Origin of the sequence: Amycolatopsis sp. NPDC051071, assembly GCF_040682875.1 — a bacterium.
In the GTDB taxonomy this organism is placed as follows: Bacteria; Actinomycetota; Actinomycetes; order Mycobacteriales; family Pseudonocardiaceae; genus Amycolatopsis.
The window spans coordinates 20,806-43,626 of record NZ_JBFBBY010000040.1; the positions used below are offsets into that span (position 1 = coordinate 20,806).

Below are 22,821 nucleotides of genomic sequence, written 5' to 3' on the forward strand. Positions count from 1 at the left end.
TCGATTCGATCTGTACCGCCCCCGGCCGTCACCAGGTGACCGGGAGCCGCTCGATGCTCACGTCCAGGCCCTCCACCCGCCACAGCACCTCGTGCGGCGGACCGGCGGACCGGATGTCCGGGATCCGGGTCACCAAGGTGCCCAGCGCGACGGCCAGCTCCATCCGGCCGAGCGCGGCGCCGAGACAATGATGGCTACCGTGGCCGAACGCCAGATGCGGGCTGCGACCGGCGGCCGGGCTGATCGCGTCGGCACTGGCGAACTCGCCGGGGTCGCGGTTGGCGCCGACCCGGGAAGCGATGACGGTCTCACCAACGGTGATCCGCACGCCGCAAATGTCCACATCGGACTGGGCGATCCGATGGATACCCACCTCCTCGTCCTGCAGACGCAGCAATTCCTCGACCACCCCGCCGATCTCCAGCTCACCGGTCCGCAGCCGGTGCAGCACCGCCGGGTTCTCGAACAACCGAAGCAGGCCGTGTGAGATGGCGGACGCGGTGGTGACGTATCCGGCCATCAGCAAACCCATCGCCATCGAGGAGATCTCCAGCCGGTTCAGCCCGTCCGGCTCGCTGGACCGGCGCATCAGGTCGCTGAGCAGATCGTCACCGTCCGGTTTGGACCCGACCAGATCGACGACGAACCTTTGCAGATCCCCGAACGCGGCCCCGGTGTCCGGCGCGGAACCGCTGACCGAACGCAGCACGATATCCGCCCAGCGGCGGAACCGGCCGCGGTCGGCGGAGCGGACGCCCAGCAGCTCGGAGATGATCGCGATCGGCAGCGGGTAGGCGAATTCCTCCTGCAGGTCCACCACTCCACCCTTGGCCAGCATCGTGGTGACGAGGCCGTCGGCGACCTCCAGCGCGCGTTCACGCAGCTCGGCGATCCGGCGGGCGGTGAACGCCCGGGTCACGTTGCGGCGCAACCGGGTGTGCTCGGGCGGGTCTTTGAGGAACAGGAAACCGGCGGCGAGGTTGTCCTCATCCGCGGTGGGGATCACCCCGGGATATCGCGTGCCGAAGGCGGGACTGCTCAGTACTTCGCGCACGTCCCGGTATCGCGTGACAAGCCACGCCTCTCCCCCGCCTGCCATCCGGACCTTCTGGATCGGCGCGGCCTCACGCAGCCGTGCCAGTGCCGGGGCGGGGTCGATGATCGAGTCTCGGGCGAACGGATAGTCCACCGTCTCTCTCGTTTCGGTCATGCCGGGAACGCCACTTCGACGGCGTCGGCGAACTCGTCGCCACCGCACCCACCACGCAGCCGCTGAGCGAACCGGGTCAGCCGTTCGGCCATCTCCGCGTCCTCGGCGACCTGCTTCACCACGTCCGCCAGTTCCTCCGCGGTGAACGGCTCGTCCAACCGCACGCCGAGCCCGAGCGCCTCGATACTGTCCGCGACACCGCGCTGCTCGCCGATCTGCGGTGCGATCAGCACCGGAACCCCCTGCGCCAGCGCCTCCATCGTGCTGGTCAGCCCGCCGTGGGTGATCGCGACCGACGCGTGCCGCAACGAGTCGATCATCGGCAGTTTTGCCCGCAGCAGCACTCGTTCGGAGACCGGGCCGACGTCCGCCGGGGAAACCTTGTCCCCCAGCGCGGCGGCGACGTACCAGCCGAGCCCGTCGACGCCCTCCACGCAGGTGCGGAAGAACCCGATCTTCTCATTGAACACAGTGCCGAGCGAAACCACCGCCAGCGGCGCGGAATTACTCAGCCAAGCCAGTTCCGGCGACTGTTCGGCCGGTCGGATACACGGTGTGATGAACGTGAACCGCGAGTCGAAGGTCTCGCCGCGCGGCTGGACCTCACGCGGGAACAGCACTATGTTGCGCTCGGCCTCGTTGTCGAAGAACTGCTCCGGTGAAACCTCGGCTGCCAGGCCGATCTCGTCCAAGAAGGCCCCCACGTCACCGAAGAACGCCGTCATCGACTCGTCGGTGTCGGTCCGCGATTCGTAATCCTGGTGCAGTGAGAACTCCGCGTTCGACGCGAAGACGGGCCACGTGCGGACCACCGGGATGTCGTAGGCCCGGCCCAGCAGCCATCCTGACATCGCCAGCACGTCCGACACGATCACGTCCGGCCGGCACTCGCGGACGACGCTTTCGAGCGCCGAGTAGGACGCCCGTGTCTCCTGGAGCATCAACGGAAGCACAGTGTCCATATCGGACAGTTCCACCCGCGCGGAGTCCATGGGAGAGTCATAGGTCACCGCACCGGCGACCTTGCCGATTTCGGGCGCGAAGCTCGCGGACGCCAGGCAACTCACCCGGTGACCGCGCCGGGCCAGCTCGGCGAGACCCGCCAGCACCGGGTACACGTGCCCCCAGGCCGGGGTGGACGCGAACAGGACGTGCTTGTTCATCAGCGGGCCCCGTTCGCGACGGTCGCGTGGACGAGCATCCGTTCCGGGAACCGGTCACCGAGCATGTTCACCTTCCATGGCACTGCTTTCCACTTCTCCAGCAGCCGGAAATCGAGTCCGCACCCGGCCAGCGCGTCGGTGACGACCTGCAGTTCCAGCCGGGCGAGGTTGGCGCCGAGGCAGCGGTGAACGCCGAAGCCGAACGCGACATGTCTGACCAGACCGGGCCGCCGGGGGTCGAACGTATCCGGGTCGGCGAACAGTGCGTCGTCCCGGTTCGCCGCCACCAGCGGAGCCACCACCATGTCTCCTTTGTGGATGGTGACGTCGCCGAGCTGAATGTCTTCGGCGGCGAACCGCGGCATCGACTCGCCGTTGTCGCCGGACTGGACGCGCAGCACCTCCTCGACAAACTTCTTACGCAGCTCCGGCCCGTCCGGCGCGGTGCGCAGCCGGTCCAGCCACCCGAACTCCAGCAGGTAACGCACGGCCACGGCGATCGCGTTGGCCGTGCTGACGTAGCCGGCGACCGGCAGGCCGAGCACCATGGTTGCCAGCTCGACGTCGTCCACCGCGCCCTCGTCCTGCTGGGCCCGGATGAGGTGCGCGAGCAGGTCGTCGCCGTCGGAGCCGGTGGTGCGCCGCCGTCGCGCGATCAGGTCACGCACATAGTCGTTGAGCTGCTTCCATCCCTCGAGTGCCACCACTCCCTGTGCCTCGGACAGCGGCACGAGCAACTGGTCGGACAACCGCTGGAACATCGCCCGGTCCGGCTCCGGCACACCGACCACCTCGGAGATGACGTTCATGGTCAGCGGTTTGGCGAAGTCCTCCATCACGTCGACCGGCCCGGCCGTGGCACCCATCAACCTGAGCAGCTGGTCGGCCTTGGCCCGGATGGCATCCCGGTAGCGCCCGACATGGCCGATCGCGAACGGGCCGGCGACCAGGCCACGCAGCCGGGTATGTGCGGGTGGATCCTGGAAGATCGACTCGTTGGCCTCCGCCGTCCCTCCGCCGTGCTCCTGGTCGATCGGCGAGACGCTGAAGGTCTGGCCTGCCAGTACTTTGCGGATGTCCTGGTAGCGGCTGACCAGCCAGACCCGCGAGCCGTCCGGCCCGGTGGCCCGCGACACCGGGCAGGTGGCGCGCAGGCCGCGCCAGTCCCGCTCGTCCAGATCGGCGGGCCGGAACCGTTCCACCGGCGGTGGTTCCCGGGACGTCACGGTCGCGGCGAGTGCCGGTCCGGGTGGAGATCCAGGTGCTGTCATCGCTTTCTCCGCTCCTGCGCCGTGCTCAGGCACTGCCGGTCAGTGTCAGCCGGGACGGGCCGCGTACGAGCATCCCGGTCTTCCAGTCGATGGCGTCTTCTCCGTGCGCCAGCCGTAGTCCCGGTGCCACCGAGGTCAGCACCTCCAGTGCCACCCGCAGTTCCAGCCGTGCCAGCGGCGCGCCGAGGCAGAAATGGGCACCGGCGCCGAAACCGAGGTGCGGGTTGGGATCGCGGCCGAAGTCCAGCCGGTCCGGGTCGGCGAAGACGTCCGGGTCCCGGTTGGCGATCGCGCACGCGGGCACGACGGGCGCCCCGGCCTCGATCAGGACACCGCTGAGCACCACGTCCTCGACCGCGTAGCGCGGGGTCGTACCGTTGGCCTCCAAGGGCACGTAACGCATCAGTTCCTCGACCGCCGGCGGAATCGACAGCGGGTCGCCCGCCAGTGCCCGAAACCGGCCGGGGTCCTCCAGCAGCGTGTACATGAAGTTCGGCAGCTGGGTGGACGTCGTCTCGTAGCCGGCCACGAGGATGGTCATCACGACGATCACCAGCTCGTCGTCGGTCACGCCGCCGGTCCCGGCCTGCACCGCGACCATGGCGGAGATCAGGTCTTCCCGTGGCCGCTGCCGCCGCTCGGCCACCAGAGCCGCGACGTAGTCCCACATCTTCCCGGTCGCGGCCCACCGGTCGTCCTCGGAAATCGAGGTGGTCGCCAGGCCGGCCTCGGCCCAGAACCGGAAGTGCTCACGATCGGCGTAGGGCACACCGAGCATCTCGCAGATCATTTTCAGGGTGAACGGCAAAGCGAACTCCTCGACGCCGTCGAAGGTCTCACCCGCCAGCGCGTCCTTGATCAGTTCCGTCGCGATCACCGTGGCGCGTTCACGCAACCGCGCCACGGTGGGGCGGGTGAACGCGTGACGGCAGATCGATCGGACCCGCGTGTGCTCTGGCGGGTCCATCGCGACGAGGCCGCCGGAGAAGCACTCCTCGGTGACTCGCGGGACGTCGCGCCGCTGTGCGGCGGCGCGGGAGAACCGCGGATCGGCCAGTACCGTGCGGACATCGGCGTGGCGGGTGACCAGCCAGGCTTCCTCGCCATAGGGGAAAGCCACCCGGCTGACCGGCTCCAGTCGTTGCAGTGCCCGGTACTCCGGCTCGATGTCCAGTTCGGACGCACGCGGGAACGGGAAGAGACGGGCGGACATCCGCGGCCTCACTCCCGGACCGGTACGGCTGACGTGGTGCCGGACAGCAAGTGGTTCTCGGTGACGACCACCTCCGCGCCCCGGCGCGGGACGAGCATCGGCCCCTTGGCCATGACCCGCTCCGGTGCGGTGGCGGCGGCCTCCAGCCTGACGTGCCGCAGGATCGTGCTGATGATCGTGCGCATCTCGACCATGGCCAGCGACGCGCCGAGACACCGGTGGCTGCCGCCGCCGAAGGGCATGAAATGCGCGCTCGGCGGCTCAGCGGGGAAGAACCGCTCCATCGAGTAGACCTCGGGGTCGGGGTGCAGGTCGCCGGAGGAGTGCAGCAGGCCCAGCGACACCGCGAACATCGTCCCGGCCGGGAAGAGGTACCCGTCGTACTCCCACGGACGCACCGCGATCCGGCCGATGTCCAAGGTGGTCGGACGGGTCCTGATCGCCTCGTGGATCGCCGCGTCGAGCACCTGCCGATCCTCGCCGTCGACCGCGGCCGTGACCCGCTGGAGCGCACCGGGTGCGCGCAACACGCGTTCGAAGAACCACGCCAGCTGGGTGGCGGTGGTTTCCTGGCCGACGGCCAGCAAGGTGACGAGGTGGTCGCGCAGCTCCGTATCGGTGATGTTCTCGCTGTCCTGGTCGCGGCCCAGCAAAACCGAGAGCACATCGCCGCCCGCACTCGCGGGGTCGGCCCTCAGCCGCGCGCGGCGTTCGGCGATCTCCGCGTAGATGATCCGGTCGACCTCGCGCAGCAGCCGCTGGAAAGCCGCCCACGGCCCGAATCCGCCGAAGTACCGGCGCGCTGAAGGCAGCAGGATGATCAGGGGGTTGAGGTCCAGCAGGCGCGGCACCAGCTCACGCAGCCGGTTCAGCCGCGCCGAGCCGGTGATGCCGAAGACCGCCCGGATCATCACCTCCAGGGTGACCCGCTGGAAGCAGCCGAGCAGCCGGACCGTGCGGCCGGCAGGCCACCGCCGGATCTCTTGTTCCGTGATGGAGACCATCACTTCGACGTAGGCGGCGACATTGTCGCCGTGCAGGGGCCGCGTCAGCACCTTGCGCCTGTTCGTATGCGCGGCACCCTCGGCCATCAGCAGCGAATACTCACCGACCATGAACCTGATCGACTCGTTGGCCCCCGCCGCGTCGAAAGCACCGGCGTCGTCGCGCAAGATCCGGCGGATACCAGCGGGGGCGCAGATGTAGACGACGTCGCCGAACCCGAGGATACGTGCGGTGAACAACGATCCGTAGCGCCGCAGGCATGCCTTGCCGAACTTCACCGGTGCCGCGGCCCACAGCAGGGTCTGCACCACCGCGGGCAGCTTCGGCCCTGGCGGCGTCGCGGCCCGGTTCTGTCGCGAATGGACACTCGTCATCGGAGGTCACCACGGCGGCTGATCATCTTGATCCACCGGCCGAGGCCGCGCAGCGCGAACGTATGCGCTATCAGGTCATCGGTGTAGCAAAGGTCGTCGAAGTACAGCCCGACGTTGCCCGGCCGCCACGTACCCTGGTCGTCCTGGTGGTTCACCAGCCACTCCACGGCCCGCAGGATGGCCGGGCCGCGCGGGTCCTCATCGGCCTTCAGCAACGCGAACAAAGCCCACGCCGTCTCCTCGGCGGTACTGCCCTCCGGCGGGAGTTCGTGCCGCAGCGGCCATCCGCCGTCCCCGGCTTGGTTGGCCAGCAACCACTTCCTGGCCGCCCCGGCCGCGGGTGCCCGGCCGCTCCCGCTGTCCACGAACGCCTCCAGCAGCCTGCTGGTGCCGTGGGTGTTGTCGCGGAACCACACCGACGAGATCGAACCGTCGTTCTCTTGCTTGCCGCGCAAGTACTTCAGCGCACGCGCCAGAGCCGAGCCGGGTGAGTCCGGCAGCCCCCACCGGTGCAGCGCCATGACGACGTGGGCGGTGACACCAGGGCACGGCCGATCATTCATGATGTGGGTGTCCCGCACCCACTCCGACCATGATCCGTCGCGGTTCTGCCTCTTCAGCAGCCACTGGATGCCGAGCTGGACCGCGGGGTGTGTGCGAGGCACGCCGAGGTCGGCCAGCACGCCGAGCACGACCGCGGTGTCCTCGGACTCCGGCCAGCCCGAGGGGTTGGCCCAGCCCCAACCACCCGCCGGGATGCCGAACTGACTGAACGGCTTGTTCCATTGGTTACGCAGCAACCATTCCCGCGTTCCCCGCAGCAGCGGCTCGTTCGCCACGTCCTGGAACTCGCTCAGCGCCATGATCGCGTAGGCGGTGACCGAGATTTCGAGGTCCCGGTCGATGGCCCACGAGCCATCCTCGCGTTGTGTCTGCAGCAGATAGTGCAGGGATGCCAGCTGCAGGTCCATGCCGACACCCGCCTGCCTCAGGCCGAGGTAGACGAAACCGGCGATCATCGGGCATTCCTCGATGCCGCCGTTGGTGCCGGAGATCTCCCGCAGCCAGTCAAGTGCCTTCGGCTCCGCGATCCGGCCGAGAAGACCGCGGAGCGGGCCACGTTTCAGCGTCCGGCTCTGCATGACGCCAAGGCCGAGAATGGCGGGCAACGCGATGGACACCTTGTTGCGCCAGCGGCGCGGCACCAGGATCGTCTCGACCGGCAGGTCCGGCTGCTGTGCGAAGTCACGCAGTCCGGTCAGCCCCCAGATGATCGGCAGCGCGGCGGGCCAGGTCTTCGGCGCCTCACCCGTCAAGCCGGGAATGACGTTCACCGCGTCGTTCTCGTCGAGGAACACCCGCGCGCGCCCGATGGCTCCGTGTGAGGCCTCCGGGTCGATCTCGTGCAACGCCGCCAGTGCGAACGCGGTCATCCCCGGGCTGCTCGGCCACTCGGCGTCGGCCATCGCCCAGCCGCCGTCTTCCCGCTGGTATTCGCGCAGCCACCGGACGGCCGCGTCGACATCGTCCTGATAACCGACCGGATCGGCGCGGTTGAGCGAAAGCGCGCCGAGTGCGGTGGCGATCGCGGAGGAGGACAGCCGGTCCACCCAGGAGCCGTCCTCCCGCTGCCTGCCGTACAGGTGCGTGATCGCCCGTTCGGCGGCCTTCTCGGCTCGTACCTGAAGCTGTTGGACCTCCAACCTGCTCCGCCTTCCCGTAGTACGAAACTCTGCGAAAGCCTTGTGGCGTACCGAACGTAGCCACGACGACACCCGTGTGACAAGCGAACGGCATGTTCGCCGAGGTCACCAGCGCAGGAACGAGACAATGGTGCGGCGCAGCCCTTCGCACATCGAAACCTGATTGGAAAAACCCAGAGCACCGAGTTTCGTCGCGTCGCAGTGCTGCTTTTCCAGCGCACTGGGCATACCCCTTTCGGCGACTACTTCATAACCGTTCTTGCGAATGGCGTCCGCCCAGTCCGCGTCATACGGCTCGCAGGCCTTTCCGGACCGCTCGATCAGTTCCTCCACCAGATCGAGCGTCGTACGGTAGGCGGCCGGCGCCATGTTGAACACCTCGCCGCACGCCCGCGGGTCGAAGGCCACCGTCGTGAGCGCACGGACCACGTCCGTCACATAGACATAGTCGCGGCCATGCGCCATCGATCCTCGGTAGATCACCGGCGGCTGTGGCCCGGCCACGTCGAAGAGCCTGCTCAGCGTCCGCGGCACGATTCGCGACGCGATGTTCGGATCACCTGGGCCGAAGACGTTGCACAGCCGCAAAGTCGTGACCGGCAGGCCGAGTTCGCCGCCGTAGAGCCGCACCAGGTTGTCCGCGGACATCTTGCCCACGTCGTAGACACCACGCGCGTCGAGTGGCGAGGTTTCCAAGTACGCGTCGCCGGTCAGTTCCCCGTAGACCTTGTCCGTCGAGGCCAGGACGAACCTGGTCCGGTCGCCGCGGACGGTCCGCACCGCCTCGAGCATGTTCATCGTCCCGCCGATATTGGTGACCAGCGAGGTGTGCGGATCGCTGAACGCCGAGTCGATCGTCGAAGACGCGGCCAGGTGGAACACGACGTGCGGCTCCACCGCGCGCACGAGCTCGACGCACCCGGCGAAGGACGCCACGTCCATGCGGGCGGACTCGACCAGCTCGTCCGGCCAGGCCAGCCGGTCGGCGACGACCACCCGCTGCCCCTGCCGCGCCAGGCCGGCGGCAAGGTGCGTGCCGACGAAACCGCGGCCACCGGTGATCAGCACCACGCGACCGGTGCGAACGGGGTCAGTGCACCGCATGTCGGGTTACCGGGCCCGTTCGACCCGCCGGCCGTTGTGTTCCAGTTCGTCGGCCTGCTCGCTGAACGCCGCCCAGAACCGGGCGTTGTGCCGGGCCAGATCCGCGATCGTGTGGAGACAGTGCCCCGGGATACCGGCCACCGGTGGCACCGTGGCCTGGCTGGCGACGATATGCGCCTCCAGCCAGCGCAGCAGCGCCCGGCCCGCCTCGCTGAACCGCAGCGACGGATCCCTGCGCAGGGTCTGCATGATCGTCACCGGGTCCAGGTCCGGTACAGCCCCGGCGATCACCTGACGCTGCGCGGAGCCGGTTCCGGTACGCGACGTGCTTTTCCGTTGCGCGGGCACCAAATCCTTGCCAAGACCCAGCCGGTTGCGCACATCGAGTACGGTGGACGGCGCGATACCCGCCGCCTTGGCGATATCGCGCAACGACCTGTTCGGGTCGGCCAGCAGGAGTTCTCCGGCCAGCCGCCTGCCATCCGAGCTGTCCAGCGGGCGCAGCCTGCCATCCCTGCCGATCCGCGTGTTCGACCGCGCGTCCTCGACACTCGAACACTTGCGGATCGAACCGATGGTGGTCGCGGCCAGGCCGGTGACCTGCGCGATCCACCGGTCCGACCGGTTCGGGTGGGTCAGGATGATCCGTGCGGCCGCCATCTTGCGGTCGGTCAGCGAGAGGGGCAGGCCGTTGGCCGTGTTCGCCTCCACCGCGAGCACGAAAGCATCATGCTCGTCACCGTCGAAGAACCGCGCCTCGATGTGCTCGCGAGCGCCGAGTTCGGCGGCCCGTAGCCGGTGGGCACCGTCGATCACCCGCATGGTCGGCCGGTGCACGATGATCGGCGGCAGGCGGATATCCAGTTTCGCCAGCACATCGACGTGTTCGTCGTCCACCCCGCCCACCCGCGGCAACGCACCGAGCCGCAACAAGCTGACCGGTACCAGCCCGGAAGACACCTTGTCCGAGTTGTAGCTATGCCAGATCGATGGTGTGTCGGCGTCGCTGCGGCCGGCGGCGTGCCCAGCTTCTCCACAGCGTTCGCGATCCATCCAAACCCGCCCTTCAGTACACAGTCAGTTGCCGGAGAACATTCGTCGGCCGCCCGGCCCGGCAGCGGGCCGCGACACCATTGATCAACACCTACCTTTATGAGTCAGCGAACAAAACAACAAGCCCTCGCGGGACTTTTCGCAAGATCGGGTGTTCCGGCCGAGGCCGCGGGACAGCACCGTACGTGACGAGATCCGGACCTGTACTCGCACAAAGAGTGGAAACCGAATGTGTTTTTCCCCAACCGCCCCCGCGCGTGTCCGTGACCGGACGCCTTCGTAGGTGCGCGAGCACAGCCGTGCCGTTATCGTCCTCATGCGATCTTGGTGGAAGTCAGTCCTAACCGGAATTGAGCAACCGACTCAGGCCATGGCCGAGTCGATGTCGGGAGTCGTCCATGAGCGAAAACGTGCCCGCCTACCCGTTCCGTCTGCCTGACGCGCTCAGCCCGCCGTCGGAATGGGCAGTGCTGCGGGTGGACGAGCCGGTGGCGCCGGTGCGGTTGCCCAGCGGGGACCAGGCCCTGCTGCTCACCCGGTACGACGACGTCCGGCGGGTGCTCTCCGACTCGCGGTTCACCCGGCACCCCAACGGTGCCGACGCCGCGCGTGTCACCGCGAACGAGGGCGGCGGGGTCTTCGGCGAGAAGCTGACAGAGGACGAACTGCACCAACGCTGGCGGCAAGTCATCAGCAGGGCCTTCGCGCCCAAACGTGTACAGGCGATGCGTCCGCGGATCGAGAAGATGGCCGAGTCGCTCCTCACCGCGATGATCGAGCATGGCGCACCGGCCGACCTACTGGGAGGACTGGGGTTTCCGTTGCCGAGATGGGTGATCTGCGACCAGCTCGGGGTGCCCGAGACCGACCGGGACCGGTTCACGCATTGGTCGGACACCATGCTCACCATGACCCGGTTCACGCAAGCGGAGATCGATGCCGCGCAGGCGGAGTTCAGCGCCTACTTCGCGGCGCATATCGCCGCCAAACGGGCCGCCCCTGGTGACGACCTGATCAGCGAGTTCATCCGGTTCACCGATGAGTTCGACGGGCAGCTCTCCGAGGAGATACTCATCGGCACCAGTCAGGGTCTGCTGGTAGCCGGGTACGAGACGACGGCAGGCATGATCGGCAAGATGGTCGCGCTGCTGCTCGCCGAACCGGGCGGCTGGGCGCGGCTGCACGCCGAACCCGGCCTGGCCCGCACCGCCATCGAGGAAGTGCTGCGCTTCGACGCCAACCCGGGCTTCGGGGTACCGCGCTACCTCTCCGCCGAGGTCCGGGTCGCCGACCGCACATTACCGGGCGGCACCATGGTCGTATGCAGTTTGGGTGCGGCCAACCGGGACGACGGCGCCTTCGCCGACGCCGACCGCATGGACCTGTACCGCACCCCGAACCCGCATCTCGCGTTCGGTATCGGACCGCATGGGTGTGTCGGCCAAGCACTCGCCCGGGTCGAACTGACCGTCGTGCTGCAGGTGCTGCTACGCATGCTTCCCACGCTCGAACTCGCCGAACCGCCCGCCGATCTGGCGATTCGGGACGGACTGGTCGTCGGTGGGCTCGAACGGCTGCTCGTACGGTGGTGACTCCCGCCTGACCAGCCGGAACACACGTCGGCACGTACGTCAACCGTCGCTGAAACACTTCAAGACGGAGGACGTACGTGCCGACACAAGCCATGAATGGCCTAGCGAAGCAGTAATATCAGTTGCATCCGGGATAATTTGTCACACCATTCAGACAGAAACATCACCCGTTCGGCCGCGGTCAGCGGTTCGGGGTCAGTACTTCCTGAATGCCGTTGACGAACTCGGCCCTCGAAATTGTGCCGTCCTTGTCGGTGTCCAGCGCGTCGAAGCCGTATTTCGCGTCGGACTCATCGATCTGCCAGACGCCTTGGAGGTAGCGCGAGAGTTCGTCTTTACTGATTTCGCCATCGCCGTCGGCATCGACGAGATCGAAGATCACGTGGCCGCCGACCTGAGCGACGTTGATCCGGCTCGTGTCGGTCGTGGCGAGACGAGTCGCACCGACGAACTGGTCCTTCGACAAGCGATCCCCCTCGACATCGGCGTGACGCAGCAACTCCATCCAGTGCATTTGGTAAAAGGCCTGGAGTTCCCTGATCCGGCGGTCGTTCTCGCTCACACCCGCCGTCTGCCGGTAGCGGTCGATGAGGGTCTCGTAGTCCGACCATTCGAGGTGGCCGTCGTGGTTGAGGTCCAGTTTGTCGAACTCCGCTTCAATCGTCACGTCAACAGGATCCGCAGTTCTGCTAGACATCTGATATTCCCTCGGGATAGGTGGCGGTCGATGGATTACCAATTAACAGGGTGCGAGTCTCCAGGCACGAGCACAACAGGCGTCAGCCGCCAGCACCCGGCCTCCACTCGATAGTGTGGGCAGCAGGCAGCACACGCGGAACAAAGCGTAAACCTCATTCGCAGACGAGTCCGCTTGTCAGTGATGCCGGGTGACCAGACCACCAAGCGGCCATTGAATGACAAACTTCAAGCTGTCACGCCGGCGCGGGAACCGCCGCCCGGCGGTCGGCTTTCGGGGATCGGGTGCGGTGGACGGCGATCACGATGATCAGCCCGAACGCGACGAGCGCGGTGAGCGTACGAACCACGTTGAAGGTCTCCCACCGCTGCAGGATCGCCGGGTAGTCGGCGGGGGCCGTGGTGACAGCCCAGATCTTGATCTGGCCGTTGATCGGCACGTTGCCGAAGCGGGTGATCAGGAACGAGGCGATCGCCAGCGCACCTGCCGTGCCTGCCAGGTAGCGCGAGGCGCCCCGGCTCAGTACGGCCAGGGCGAGCGAACTCACCGTGGCCGCCGCCATCGCGGTTTGCATGACGACGCCGTTCCTCTGCATCAGGGCGGAGTGGAAGGTCAGGCGCACGTCGAGTGGCACCACGTTGAAGGTGGTCGCGACGTTGACGGCGCCATAACCGAAGGCGCCCGCGAGCAGGCCGGTGGACAGCAGCGCGAGCCCGGTCACCAATCGGATGGGCATGGGGATGTCTCCTACGTTCTCATTGTGGGGCACGGGATCGGTGTTCAGGATGGGGCAGGTTCGGCGGCCGCGGCGGCGATGCCGTCGAGCATCCGGACCCGCTGTTCGGCGGTGATGAGCCGTCCGCGGGTGAGGACGGCGTGGATGCGGCTGGTGTTGCGGATATCCGCCAGCGGATCGGCGTCGAGCACCACCAGGTCGGCGAATTTGCCGGGCGTCACGGTGCCGAGTACGTCGTCGAGGCCGAGCATGCGCGCGGGTTCCAGGGTCGCGGCCCGCAAGGCGCGCAGCGGGGAGAGTCCGGCCCGCACCAGCGTGGCGAGTTCGTCGTGCAGGCTGAATCCGGGAATGACGAACGGCACGTCGCCGCCGTCGGTCCCGGCGACGACTGGCACTCCGGCTCGGGTCAGTTCCCGCACGAAGGCCAGCCGTCGATCGAGCAGGGCGCGCCGCTGGGCGACCTCCTCCGGTGTCCAGCCTGCCTTGATGATGTTCTCGAGGGCCCAGCGCCAGCCGTCGACCATCGCCACCGGCACGTATCGGAGCCGCTCGTCGGCGAGGTCGACCTCGTCCGGCCGGTCCAGCACCCGATACACCGAAAGGGTCGGGACCACCCGGGTTTGGTGGCGGGCCAGCGTGGCGAACACGGTGGCCGCCTTTCGCGCGCTGTAGCTGTTGGCCGCGTCCCATTCGAGCCGGTGAAGTTCACGCATCCAGGTCACGTAGTCGCCCTGGCCGATCTTCAGCGCGGCGATCCGGGCACGCAGTTCGTGTTCCCGCGTGGAGGTGTCGAACCAGGTGGAGTGGAGGTGTTCGATGCTGTACTGGCCGGACTTGCTCGCCGCGCTGAGCGGCACCGCGTCCGGACAGTGCCCGGCGAACGGGATCCGCTGCCTGCGGGCCTCGTCGGCGATCACCCGATGCAGATCGCCGGGGAGCCTGGAGTACACCTTCACGAAGTCCGCGCCGTCCTGTTTGGCCTGCCGGACCGCGTCCCGTGCCTGCGTCTCGGTGGCCACCTCCACGAACGTCGCCGGGTCGCCGACGGTGGGCGCCCCGTCGATGATGCGGCTCGCGATCACCGACCGCGGTCCGAGCAACTCGCCGCGGCTGATCCGGTCACGCCAGTGGTGCAGCAGCGGGGAACCGGACATCTCTCGGACCATGGTGACGCCGTTGGCCAGATAGAGCGGCGGCGAGATCCGCTCCGACGGAATGCTGTGCACGTGGGCGTCACACAACCCGGGGATCACGAACTTGCCGGGCAGCTCGACGATCTCCGCCCCATCCGGGATATCCCCGCGGCTGCCCAGCGCGATGATCCGCTCGCCCCGGATAAGCACGGTCACGTCGCGCCGTGCCGGAGTCCCCGCGGTGTCGATGACCGTGACACCGGTCAACGCGCGTACCCGATCCCGGTTCAGCGGTATCCCCTCGGCCTCACGCGCGGGCACCGCGGCCGCCGCCGCCATGACCACTCCTGCGCGCAACACCTCGCGTCGCCGGACACCCTTAGTTAACTTTGACATGCTGTCAAATATAGAGCATCGAGTTAAAGGTGACAACGTGTCTGACCTAACGAGTACTCGGAGTGCGCCTACGTGGGCGGATCCGCCCGCCCCGAAGGGTGCCCGAAGGCTGTGGCCGCGCGTCGCTGGTCCTGCGATCGTCGGGGTTGAGGCCAGGCAGCAGTCGCCGCCACGCCCATGGGTATGGCGGAGCCGCTCGGCGTCCACTCGACAAGGGCACGGAAGGGGTAATCCATGGCTGTGCAAGTTGATTTCACGCAGTGGGGGGTCATCGCGTTGGCTCCAGGCCAGGAGGAGTGGAGGTGGTTCACCTGGCTCTTCGATGGGGGGCACTGGTCGAGGATGAGCGTCGTCCCCACGGACTGGTCTCCCGCCAATGGCTCCATCCAGATCGTTGAAGAGTGGGCGAAAAACAACACGTTGTGGGTACATCTGCGCAACAACGGGTCCGACTACGTCTACTACCAGCCCACCGCCATCGCGACCCCGAACCGGTAACAGGAGGAACCGACCATGGCCAGAATCGACATCGTCCATGACGCGCAGGGCAACGTGCTCGGGTTCAGCATCCCCTCAGCGGACAAGACCGCACAGACGGGAGTCAGGGCTCAGGACGGCCAGACCGTGACCCCTGTCGAGATTCCCGGAGAACCGTCGAAGGATCCACACGCGTTTGCCGCAGCCGTGCACACTCAGCTGCGCAGTCGCCTGCAGGACTGAGCTATTCCGCCCGCACGACGCCGACCTCGAACGTCCAGCGAGCGTCGATCGGGCCCGAACGCTTGGGAGACGGCTGCCGCCGGCCGTCTCCCAAGGGGGCGAAGTCATCGGCCGCGCTCACCGAAGCGGCCACTCTTCGGCGAGCACTGAGCCGTGACGTACTCTCCTGATCCCCCGATACCGTGTAGCCGACGGCCATGCTCAAGGGCGCGGCACCGGCACAATGGCGCCAGCGAGAGACCACCTCTACGCCTTCTGACCTGGTTGTAGGCGCATGTGTCGCCGACCGGAACCGCACGAGTGAACAGGAGCGGGTATGACCGACGATGTGGCAGGCCAAGTGATCAAGGCCGAGCAGGATCGGATCCGATGTCTCCTCGACGTGGATCTCGGCACCTACGACCGCTTGCACGCCGCGGAGTACCGGTTGTGCAACCCGACCGGCACCGTGTGGACGAAGGCCGAATACCTGGATCTCCTCACCACCGGGCGGGTCGCCTACCGGGAACTCGGGCTGACCGGCGACGTGGACGCCATCGTCGGCACCGACGTCGTCGTCCTCCGCTACCGGTGCGTTATCGAACTCACCGTCGACGGCGCGGACATCCCGCGGCACGAGGCCTGGCACACCGACGTCTACACCCATGCCGGCGGCACGTGGCGTTGTGTCTGGTCGCAAGCCACCGGCATCATGGACTTTCCGTCGGCCGCACCCTGATGCAGCACCGGCCCGATCCTCCTGCGCACGACCATCGAGGGAGCTGCTGTCCCCGAGTGGTACCACCGGCTGGTGACCTTGTCCGTGTCCCTGATCTCCGCGCACGCGGCCGGCCGAGCCAGCGGCCCGACCGAACAAAAGCGGAGACTGGAAACCTTCCGGGTGGCCACGCTGGGCGCCGACCCGACGGACTTTCCCGCGCTGGCTCACTACGGTCGCCGCATCGAACCCGTCGGCTTCACCCGCGAGAGCTTCCTCGCCACCGTGGAGCTGGTGCTGGACGCGGTGCCAGCACGCCAAGAACGAAGCTACGGCCCACCCACGAAAATCAGGCACGTAGGGCTTTACATACCGCCATTCCGGCGACGACTACGCGGGAGCCACACGGCCCGCAAATCAGCCATTATCGTAGTTTCCGGAGGACCATGACCTGTCCCGCACTTAAATGATATGTGCGTGATCTTTTGATCAAATGCCGTGAAAAGTTCTCTCGGTGACCTCGCTACAGTGCGCGCTTCCGTACGCCGTGTAGCGAAGGGTCGTGTCCGTTGTCTGTGTTGCAGTTGAAATCTCCGGAAGTCAGGGAGGGTGGCACTGGAGTCGGTTCGGTCGAGTGATGTGGCGAAACTGTTGCCGTCGGGTTTACGGGTCGCCGGTCGTCGTCTTCGTCGGGCAGGGCGGTTCTCGTCGGGCAGCAGCAGTTCGAGCGCTTCGCCCTGTCACATCGGCTCGCCGTCTGGGCTCATAGGTACGAGTGCAACCACACGAGGAGGACACAATGCAGTTCGTAGAAGCCGCCGAGGCCGCTGACGAAGCGACGATGCGGTCGATGCTGGTCACCGATCCCGGGCTGCGCGATCGGCACGCAGAACTGGTTACACGGATGGCCGAGGCACGCAACTGGTCAACGGTCCGGCTGCTGATCGATCTTGGCTTCGGCGTCCACGGCGTCACCGCCGCCGGCGCCACCGCCCTGCACTATGCGGCGGCAGCGGGCGAGCTGTCGATCGCGCGCCTGCTGGTCGAGCACGGTGCCGACCACACCGCCCGCGAACCCGGGTTCAACGCGCAGCCGGCGGGCTGGGCGCAGTACTTCAAGAAGCCGGAAACCCAGAAATATCTCGAATCCCTGGCCTGATGCCGCGCCGCCCGGTCACGTGGCATCAGCCCCAGCTCGTCGACATAGGGCTCGCAAGGTGGGCTCACTCCGTGCGGTTGAGTACAGCGGACGCGAGGCGGTGGACGCGGTCGGGGTCGCGGATGATGTCGATCCTGACGATCTTGTCGCCCGCGACGGTGAAGGCCATGATGGAGAACGGCCGCCCGTCGCGGGTGATCAACGTTCCGATCGCGCCGTTGATCAGGGCGGGGCGCAGTTCGCCACCGCGTGGGGCTCGGGCCTGCGTGGCCACGGCGGGCGCGCCGCGGACGACGGTGGGCGGCCGGGTGGTGCCGAAGTCGGTGCGCAGGACGACGTCGGGGTCGAGGACCTGGACGAGGGCGTCGAAGTCGCCGGTCCACGCAGCCGCGTAGAAGGCGCGGACGACCTGCCGCTGGCGCGCCAGATCCAGGTCCGGTGATGGGATTTCGGCGCCGTTCACCCGGCGCCGTGCCCGGCTGGCGAGTTGCCGTGCGGCGGCCGGGGTGCGGCCCGCGATGCCGGCGATCTCCTCGAAGGGCAGTTCGAACATGTCGTGCAGCACGAACGACAACCGCTCGGCCGGGGTGAGCTGGTCGAGCACGATGAGCAGGGCCAAGCTCACCGAGTCGGCCAGCAACGCCTCCTGCTCGGGGTCGAGGTCCCCGTCCGGGATGGCGACCAGGTCGGGCGGGTGCGTGGCGAGCGGATCCTCCCGGCGGCGTCGGCGAGAGCGCAGCATATGCAGGCACTCCCGGGCGACGACGGTGGTCAACCATCCGCCGAGGTTGTCGATCTGTTCGGCATCGGACCTGCTCAGCCGCAGCCAGGCATCCTGGACAGCGTCATCCGCGTCGGCCAGCGAGCCGAGCATTCGATAGGCCACCGCCCGCAGCCGGGGCCGGTACTGCTCGAAGCGCTCGGCCAGCCACTCGTTCTCGTCCATCGGTCACACCATCCCATCGCCAGGGCCCACAAGGGTGAACCCCCAGACACGGCGAATGTGACATGCCTGGCCCGGCTCACCGTGTACCGGGGATGTCCTGGCTGGACAGTCGCTTGCCGACGAGCGTCAGGTCCTCCCGCGTGCATGGGGTCAGCGGCTCCGCTCATGAATCACCGTGGCCTTGCGTCAGGAACTGGGCACATTCACCCGTACGCAGCTGTGCACCTTCACGAACACGCCGCCAACCGGGTTCGGTGGCCGGGTCGCAGGCTCGGGCAGTCCCGCAGGGTTCGGGAGTACAGGACGTTCGCGTCGACGAACACTCGCGTTGGGACCACCACCGCACGAGGTTATCGGCCGTCCCGGTCGCGGCCGGAACGGCCGTGCACCCTTATGTTTCAGTCGTCTTCGAGTGCACGAAGTTCGTCGAACGCGGCGATCTGCCGCTGCCGGCGGGCTCGTTGCTCTTCGAGCACGTCAACGGTCCGCAGGCGCGTGTGCGAGCCGACCTTGCGGGCCGGTATGTCACCGGCGTTGACCATGCGCATCAGCGTGGGCCGGGAGATACCGAGGAGCTTGGCCGCCGCGGTGGTGCTGAGTTCCTCGGGCATCGAGCTGACCGTGACGGTCTGCCCGAGGGCCACGGCTTGAACGACCTGGGTGATGATCTGGGATAGCTCCACCGGCACCGGGATGGTCTCGTCTCCCCCGCCGGTGTCCGCGGTAAATCTGGCACCGCGGCGTGGGAGGAGGTTCGCCAGTTCCTGGGCTTGCCGCTGGTCGCGCTTGTCGGCCAGCACAACATCACGATCCGTCGTACCCACCAGCGTCGACACGGTCATCACTTCCCTACTACGATCTACAGTTACATCCGATCAGGCTTGCACCTGTATCTGTAACTCTAAGACAATGGAACCATCAGACCCACGTACGCGCAAGCTCGATCCACGCAGATCACACCCCGGTGGTTCACACCCGAAGCGAGTCCGGTGATGCAGCGTGTATCACCGGCCGCCGCCGATGGCAGCGTCGCGAGTCGAGGCGCACGACGGTCCCCGCGCAGCCTCCGGCGGACCACACCACACCAGCCGCGGCGACCCCGACAACGCCACTTTCGACCAGTCGTCCAGCTCGCCACCTCCTGACCGGCTCGTCGCGGCCGCCGCCGGAGAGGGCCGAGGGGATGTCTGCCGGACAGTCCCCGCGCGACCCTCCCCCTGGATCACACCACCTGGCCGCTGTGGCCGGTTCCGATGCGCACGTACGCCGGGAACCGGCCACTTCCACCCCGCCCACCTCCACACCGGCGTCATCTTCGCCAGCGTGGACCAACACCGTACTGGCCGTGCCCCGGCCGACTACGGTCCTCGCCGCACGACTGGTCGCTGGGCGGGTGGTTCCCCCCTTTCCGGCGTCAATCCTGACCGGCGGTCGTGTCGTCGCCCAGGGCGTGCGCGTTGTAGGCCAGCAGCTCCCAGGAGTGTCCGTCCGGGTCGTCGACGGCCCGGTTGTACAGCCAGCCCATGTCCTGAGCCGCACGTGGCTCGGTGGCACCCGCGGCGAGCGCCGCGTCGACCAGGCGGTCCACTTCTTCGCGCGACCCGGCGGCCAATGCGTTGATCACCTCGATCGGGCCGTCCGCTGTGGTGCGCTTGGTGAACGTCGCGAAGGTCCCGCGTGTCATCAGCTGCACCAGGATCGCGTCGGCGAACACCACTTGGACAGAGGTGTCACCGCTGAACTCCGGATTGACCGTTCCCCCCATCGCCAGGTAGACCTTCGTGCTCGCTTCCAGGTCGGTGACCGGCAGATTGACGTAGATTTGCGAGATTGGCATGAGATGCCCTTCAGGATGTCGGTGTGCCGGGCGCTCCCGGTGTCACCACGAAATCTAGGGGCCTACCGCGACCTCGGTCTTGTACAGAAGCGACAACATCTCGTCGCCGCTGGCCTGCCTCAGCTGGGATGCCGTGCGTCCGGCGAACCGGGTCAGTGAGCGCGCCAGGTGTGGTTGATCGTGGTATCCGACCTGCTGCACGACTTCGATCGCGGCCATCCCCTGGCCCAGCAACATCACGGCCTGCCTGGCTCGCTCGATCTGCCGGATCGCGCCCTGGGTCAACCCGGTCGCCGCGGCCACCCGCCGCTGCACCGACCGCGGTGTGACCAAAGTGGCCGTGTCCCCGCGGAGCACATCGGCGACCAGCGGATCGCGCATCAGCAATCCGGCACGGATCAGGCGGTTCACGAAGACGTCGGCGTTGTCGTAGGTCGGCGTTTCCCATTCCTCGCCTTGCAGAATGAACGAGTGGGCCGTGGTGTGCGGACTCGACACGGCGGTGTCGACCAGCCGGGGCACCGGCATCGGCGACAGGAAGGCGCCGTGCCGGAAGATGATCCCGATCGTATGCCCCTCACCCAAGCTCGGGTCGAGGTCCAGCACAGTGGGACCTGTCTCAGGGCCGCGCACTGTCACCTGCGTCTCGCCCCGGGCCCGCCACACCACGAGCTCCCAATTCGAGTTCGCGAGGGACCGCATCCGCGCCGGCACCACCACGGCACCCTTCCCAGCGCGATAAACCCGCTCCACATACGGAGAATCGGACGGACGCTGCTCGACGCCACCATCGAGATCAAGACTCACGGTCAAGAAGCTAACACCAGCGCCATAGCGCAACCTTCGGCCGTGTTCGCCGAGACCGACGGCGTCGGCATGGTCGCCACCGGCGGCCTGATCCCGGCCGACTCCCCGGTCCCCGGGAATGTCCCGGCTCGCTGACCACGTCCCCAATCCTGCTGCCGCGCTGCGCCCGGCTGTTCATCACCCACGGCGGCTACAACGGCATCCGCGAGTCGATTGCGGCCGGCGTGCCGGACCCTGCTCGCCCTGCCGCCGGTGGAGAGCCTCGTCCCGCGCTTGGCGCGGATCGCCCCGGTGCCGGTGGGCCCGCGGCCTCCCCGGTCTCGTAGCACGGGCTGTGCCGTCAGCCCGACGGCACGGCCGCCAGGACCGAACCGCGGACCGCGTCCACGAGCCCGACCGGGTCCGCGGGCAGCCGCTCATCCCGCCAGGCGACGTGGCCGTCCGGGCGGACCAGCACGAACGGGAACGCGTACAGCCGCGCCAACTCCGGGTCGTCGCACTCGACGACCCGGAGCGGGACGCCCCGCGCGTCGAACACGTCCCGCACCTCCCGAGTGCCCCGCGGGTCGTGCTCAAAGCACAGGAGGACGAATCCCTCGCCGAACACGTCCAGCAGGGACACACCAGGCCGCAGCCAGGCGTGCGCGGCCCGGGAACCGGGGTCGCTGCCCGGTCGCCACTCCGGCGTCAGGTCGACGCCGGAGCCGATGACCAGCGGGGACCGGTAACGGTAGCCGAAGTGGACCTCGGGATTGTCGAACTCCTTGCTGGCACCGCTGACACGCAGCCGTTCGGTCATCTCCGCGCGCCGTCGCTCGCCCTCCGGCGTGTCCGCGCGCAGGTCGCCGGGCAGCGCGCGGGCCAACGTCCGCTGAAGGTGCCGGTTGGCGGCTTCGAGGCTGTCGAGCGCGACGGGCCGCCGCTCGGTCGCATAGCTGTCCAGCAGGTGCTCCCCGCCCCAGCCGCGGAGGTGGGCGGCCAGCTTCCAGCCCAGGTCGGCGGCGTCGGCGATGCCGATGTTCATGCCGAACCCGCCGGACGGGGACACGGTGTGGGCGGCGTCCCCGACCAGGAAGACCCGGCCGTGCCGGTAGCGGTCGGCCACCCAGTGGGTGAGGTGCCACTCGTCGTCGGCCACGGGTTCGACCGGTGTGTCGAACGCGATCGCGTCCCGCAGCAGGGCGGTCGAGTCCGCCGTCAGCGCCGGGCCGGACACGGTGAGGTTGAACAGCTCCCCGCCGTCCATCGAGCGCAGCGGGTAGCGCAGCTCGTTGGAGAGCATCAGAAAGTAGACCATGGCCGGCCGGTGGCCGCCCTCGCGCAGGCGACGGGTCAGCTCCGGCGCGCGGAACAGGATGTTGCGCAGCACCTTGGCCTCGTGCCGCGCCGGCGCGTCGATGCCGCACCAGCGCCTGACCGGGGACGAGGCGCCGTCGCAGGCGACCAGGTACCGGGTCCGGATCACGCTCGTCGTGCCGGTACCGAGGTCGGTGACGTGCGAGGTGACGCCGTCGTCGTCCTGGGCGAACGAGTCCAGCCGGTGCCTCAGCAGCAGCGGGCCGTCCGGGGCCTTGCCCACCGCGCTCACGAGCAGCGGCTGGAGCCAGTGCGCGGGGCAGACCTGGTCCGGTTCCGGCGTGTGCCGGAACTCCGGGCGGGTGGCGACGCTGCCCCGCTCGAAGCGGTGCAGCTCGTGCCCGCCGACCTGGGTGACCCAGGCGATGTCCAGCGGGTGGTCCGGCGGCCAGCCCGCGGCGCGGATGTCGTCGGCCAGTCCCCACCGCCGGAACAGCTCCATGGACCGCGGTCCGATCGTGCTCACCCCGGGTCGGGGTACCCGTCCGTCCCGCCGCTCGACGACCAGGTGGTCGATCCCCCGGTAGCGGAGGTCCAGCGCCATCGCCAGGCCCACCGGGCCGGCTCCGACGACCAGGACGTCCGGTTCGCGGGTCGAGGGTGGTGCACTGCCTGCGGGCACGGGAGCCACCTCCGGGGCATCGTCGTT

Annotated in this window: 21 protein-coding genes; 5 read left to right on the forward strand and 16 right to left on the reverse strand. The window is 68.0% G+C overall.

The genetic code is table 11. From position 1 onward, the window contains the following. Positions 1-28 precede the first annotated feature (28 nt). The 8 genes from AB0M65_RS15825 to AB0M65_RS15860 all read right to left on the reverse strand — a co-directional run bounded on the left by AB0M65_RS15825 (position 29) and on the right by AB0M65_RS15860 (position 10,096). Positions 29-1,210, reverse strand: a complete 1,182-nt coding sequence (locus AB0M65_RS15825) for a cytochrome P450 (protein ID WP_364027548.1) — start codon at positions 1,208-1,210, stop codon at positions 29-31. Further along, positions 1,207-2,373 (reverse strand): macrolide family glycosyltransferase, encoded by a 1,167-nt coding sequence (locus tag AB0M65_RS15830; protein ID WP_364027551.1) that lies wholly within the window; start codon positions 2,371-2,373, stop codon positions 1,207-1,209. Before AB0M65_RS15830 ends, AB0M65_RS15825 begins: the two co-directional genes overlap by 4 nt. Further along, entirely contained in the window at positions 2,373-3,644 is a 1,272-nt protein-coding gene (locus AB0M65_RS15835) for a cytochrome P450 (protein WP_364027554.1), read from the reverse strand. The genes AB0M65_RS15830 and AB0M65_RS15835 overlap by 1 nt, the downstream gene beginning before the upstream one ends. Positions 3,645-3,669: 25 nt before the next feature. Continuing rightward, positions 3,670-4,857 (reverse strand): cytochrome P450, encoded by a 1,188-nt coding sequence (locus tag AB0M65_RS15840; RefSeq protein ID WP_364027557.1) that lies wholly within the window; start codon positions 4,855-4,857, stop codon positions 3,670-3,672. An 8-nt stretch (positions 4,858-4,865) separates the two neighbouring features. Then, the gene (locus tag AB0M65_RS15845; protein ID WP_364027560.1) at positions 4,866-6,236 is read right to left on the reverse strand and encodes a cytochrome P450; all 1,371 of its coding nucleotides are present in this window, start codon (positions 6,234-6,236) and stop codon (positions 4,866-4,868) included. After that, positions 6,233-7,939: a prenyltransferase/squalene oxidase repeat-containing protein gene (locus tag AB0M65_RS15850; protein WP_364027563.1), complete on the reverse strand. Its 1,707-nt coding sequence runs from the start codon at positions 7,937-7,939 to the stop codon at positions 6,233-6,235. Before AB0M65_RS15850 ends, AB0M65_RS15845 begins: the two co-directional genes overlap by 4 nt. Before the next feature lie 105 nt (positions 7,940-8,044). Next, positions 8,045-9,043, reverse strand: a complete 999-nt coding sequence (locus AB0M65_RS15855) for an NAD(P)-dependent oxidoreductase (protein ID WP_364027566.1) — start codon at positions 9,041-9,043, stop codon at positions 8,045-8,047. 6 nt (positions 9,044-9,049) lie between these two features. Then, positions 9,050-10,096, reverse strand: a complete 1,047-nt coding sequence (locus tag AB0M65_RS15860) for a streptomycin biosynthesis protein (RefSeq protein ID WP_364027569.1) — start codon at positions 10,094-10,096, stop codon at positions 9,050-9,052. 398 nt (positions 10,097-10,494) lie between these two features. On the opposite strand from AB0M65_RS15860, the gene AB0M65_RS15865 reads away from it, so the two are divergent. Next, positions 10,495-11,688: a cytochrome P450 gene (locus tag AB0M65_RS15865; protein WP_364027572.1), complete on the forward strand. Its 1,194-nt coding sequence runs from the start codon at positions 10,495-10,497 to the stop codon at positions 11,686-11,688. A gap of 181 nt (positions 11,689-11,869) precedes the next feature. Here the strand turns inward: AB0M65_RS15865 and AB0M65_RS15870 are convergent, their stop codons facing one another. The 3 genes from AB0M65_RS15870 to AB0M65_RS15880 all read right to left on the reverse strand — a co-directional run bounded on the left by AB0M65_RS15870 (position 11,870) and on the right by AB0M65_RS15880 (position 14,650). Beyond that, positions 11,870-12,355, reverse strand: a complete 486-nt coding sequence (locus tag AB0M65_RS15870; protein ID WP_364027575.1) for an EF-hand domain-containing protein — start codon at positions 12,353-12,355, stop codon at positions 11,870-11,872. A 265-nt stretch (positions 12,356-12,620) separates the two neighbouring features. Continuing rightward, positions 12,621-13,121 carry a DUF1772 domain-containing protein gene (locus tag AB0M65_RS15875; protein WP_364027578.1) on the reverse strand — a complete coding sequence of 167 codons (501 nt, stop codon included), beginning with the start codon at positions 13,119-13,121 and terminating at the stop codon, positions 12,621-12,623. Positions 13,122-13,165: 44 nt separating this feature from the next. After that, the gene (locus AB0M65_RS15880) at positions 13,166-14,650 is read right to left on the reverse strand and encodes an amidohydrolase family protein (RefSeq protein WP_364027581.1); all 1,485 of its coding nucleotides are present in this window, start codon (positions 14,648-14,650) and stop codon (positions 13,166-13,168) included. A gap of 234 nt (positions 14,651-14,884) precedes the next feature. On the opposite strand from AB0M65_RS15880, the gene AB0M65_RS15885 reads away from it, so the two are divergent. From AB0M65_RS15885 to AB0M65_RS15900, 4 genes are all read left to right on the forward strand, one after another. Next, complete coding sequence (locus AB0M65_RS15885; RefSeq protein ID WP_364027584.1) at positions 14,885-15,148, forward strand: hypothetical protein; 264 nt, start codon at positions 14,885-14,887, stop codon at positions 15,146-15,148. A 15-nt stretch (positions 15,149-15,163) separates the two neighbouring features. Beyond that, positions 15,164-15,370, forward strand: a complete 207-nt coding sequence (locus AB0M65_RS15890) for a hypothetical protein (protein WP_364027587.1) — start codon at positions 15,164-15,166, stop codon at positions 15,368-15,370. A 316-nt stretch (positions 15,371-15,686) separates the two neighbouring features. Next, positions 15,687-16,088 (forward strand): nuclear transport factor 2 family protein, encoded by a 402-nt coding sequence (locus tag AB0M65_RS15895; protein WP_364027590.1) that lies wholly within the window; start codon positions 15,687-15,689, stop codon positions 16,086-16,088. A gap of 778 nt (positions 16,089-16,866) precedes the next feature. After that, positions 16,867-17,226, forward strand: a complete 360-nt coding sequence (locus AB0M65_RS15900; RefSeq protein ID WP_364027592.1) for an ankyrin repeat domain-containing protein — start codon at positions 16,867-16,869, stop codon at positions 17,224-17,226. A 64-nt stretch (positions 17,227-17,290) separates the two neighbouring features. Here the strand turns inward: AB0M65_RS15900 and AB0M65_RS15905 are convergent, their stop codons facing one another. The 5 genes from AB0M65_RS15905 to AB0M65_RS15925 form a co-directional block, all read right to left on the reverse strand. After that, positions 17,291-18,172 carry a sigma-70 family RNA polymerase sigma factor gene (locus AB0M65_RS15905; RefSeq protein ID WP_364027595.1) on the reverse strand — a complete coding sequence of 294 codons (882 nt, stop codon included), beginning with the start codon at positions 18,170-18,172 and terminating at the stop codon, positions 17,291-17,293. A 398-nt stretch (positions 18,173-18,570) separates the two neighbouring features. After that, positions 18,571-19,014: a helix-turn-helix domain-containing protein gene (locus AB0M65_RS15910; protein ID WP_364027598.1), complete on the reverse strand. Its 444-nt coding sequence runs from the start codon at positions 19,012-19,014 to the stop codon at positions 18,571-18,573. Positions 19,015-19,586: 572 nt separating this feature from the next. Then, entirely contained in the window at positions 19,587-20,009 is a 423-nt protein-coding gene (locus AB0M65_RS15915; RefSeq protein WP_364027601.1) for a VOC family protein, read from the reverse strand. A 54-nt stretch (positions 20,010-20,063) separates the two neighbouring features. Continuing rightward, the gene (locus AB0M65_RS15920) at positions 20,064-20,816 is read right to left on the reverse strand and encodes a helix-turn-helix domain-containing protein (protein WP_364027604.1); all 753 of its coding nucleotides are present in this window, start codon (positions 20,814-20,816) and stop codon (positions 20,064-20,066) included. A gap of 340 nt (positions 20,817-21,156) precedes the next feature. After that, positions 21,157-22,794 (reverse strand): FAD-dependent monooxygenase, encoded by a 1,638-nt coding sequence (locus AB0M65_RS15925; protein ID WP_364027607.1) that lies wholly within the window; start codon positions 22,792-22,794, stop codon positions 21,157-21,159. Positions 22,795-22,821 lie beyond the last annotated feature (27 nt).